General features: G+C 59.2%; 1 protein-coding gene and 1 pseudogene. One reads left to right on the forward strand and one right to left on the reverse strand.

Features of this window, described 5'->3' with window-relative positions:
* Positions 1-1361, forward strand: a pseudogene (locus HUV48_RS14130) (DUF1996 domain-containing protein); the annotation flags it as partial.
* Between the two features lie 114 nt (positions 1362-1475).
* Here HUV48_RS14130 and HUV48_RS14135 read toward each other — a convergent pair.
* On the reverse strand, positions 1476-1786 hold a 311-nt coding region (locus tag HUV48_RS14135), incomplete at its 5' end, for a hypothetical protein (RefSeq protein ID WP_217906842.1).

Raw genomic sequence — 1786 nt, forward strand, 5'->3', positions numbered from 1 at the left:
TAGCCGAGAACACCATTAACCGAGCAGAATACGCTGCCACGCGGGCGAACCACGACAAGGCGCTGCTGGAGATTACCGCAGGCCGCAAGGCAATGGCGCGTGCGCTCTATGCCGTGGACCGAGCGATTGAGATAGGCGGCGAGCCTGCGCCTAATCCGTCGCCGGAGCCTACGCCTACCCCCACTCCCGACCCGATTGACGAGCCGGTTGACCCTGCCCCACCCAAACCGCTTGTCCCCGGCCTGCGTATCAAGACGGCAGATCAACCGCCGATCGCTGTTCTGACCGATGCCGAATACGAGCAATACACGGTCGGTGCGCGCATTCCTGGCTCAATGGGGACCGATCCGGTTGGTGCATTCCGCTTCGTCGGCAACACCACTTTCTTCGGGCTGTTCGATCCTATCACTCGCCGCGGACAGGACGAAGGCGGACACCTTCATCTGTTCGCCAACAACAACGCCGTGAACGGGCACAGCGATTACGAGCAGCTGCGCCGCAACGGGGACGGACGGTCGCAGGGACACATGGTCAACCGGTCGCCGGAATGGATTGCCCCGCCCTGCGCTGTGGACGCTAACGGTGTTCGACGTCCATGGAACGCCCAGCGGGTCGCCCGCTACTACAAGGCCATCCCCGACTATCAATACTGGGATTATCTCGACGAAGGGTTTCAGGAATGGCGCGCGAAGCAGAGCGACATCCAGATCGAGTATTACAAGAACACGCCGCTGGTTGATATGCCAGCGGGTCTGCAGTTCATCTCGGGCTATCGTTACGGGTTCAAATACAAGCACACGTTGCGCAAAGCCGACGGCAAGACAATTACCCTCGTCAACGATACGACGGGCGCAACGCAGACCGTTCGCGAGGCTTCGGCTTACCGCTTCGACAAGCTCATCCCCTTCATGGAAGCCGGGGACGTTCTATCGTGCGAAGCGCGCAGCCCTGAAGAATGGGATGGCGTTCACGCTCAGGTCGAGGATTATGACAGCCACCTGCGCCACGAAGAGCGCGGCAGGAACTACTGGAACCTGATCCACCACGAAAGCCACCCGGTGCGGATCGTCGGGCAGACCGCGAAGTGGCAGTTTGTGTTGCCCGCTGGCTTTGATTATACGACGCTGGTGCTAACAAGCGATCTGGAACTTGGCACCGATCCTGGAACCACCTTTCACAATGGCTACATCGAGGCGCACGAGCCGCGCGTCCGTGCCGACTGGTTCGCCCATGCGATCAACAGGCATCTGGATTGCTCGGAGTTCAATCTGGGCAATGGCCGGATGGGTTTGCGCGGCCAAGGCTTTACCTTTGACGACCCCTGGGATCGTTACGGCTATGAAGGGCCGATGTTTGTCTGATCCATGCCTCACCACTGATCTGTTCGGAAGCATACCTGCTCAGGTAAAGCCGGGGGATCGTAACCATCTCTTCCATGTAGGCGGGGTGGCATGGGACTGATGATGTAGGAAAGGCTATCCGCGCTCGATCTTGTCGCGCCCATCAATAGGAACGCGCATCAAGCCGACTTCCCAGTATGTCCCTGTGCCGTTTCGGTAACGCTGTCCGAGCCAAGCCTTAAGGCCGAGCATGATTGTCTTGGTGTGCGGCATCCGAGGCTTTCCCGCCCGCGCCGATATTGCGCGAATGCGATACGCGCCCTTGATCCCGCCGTAGATGTTTCCTGCGATTGTGAGGGCGAGAATAGAAACGCCGATGCCGATAGCCGCCACCGTCAAACCGCCGATAATCTCAAGCACATCAGACATAGCCCCTGATAGCATAT

It is taken from the genome of Qipengyuania atrilutea, assembly GCF_013370205.1.
Taxonomy (GTDB): domain Bacteria; phylum Pseudomonadota; class Alphaproteobacteria; order Sphingomonadales; family Sphingomonadaceae; genus Actirhodobacter; species Actirhodobacter atriluteus.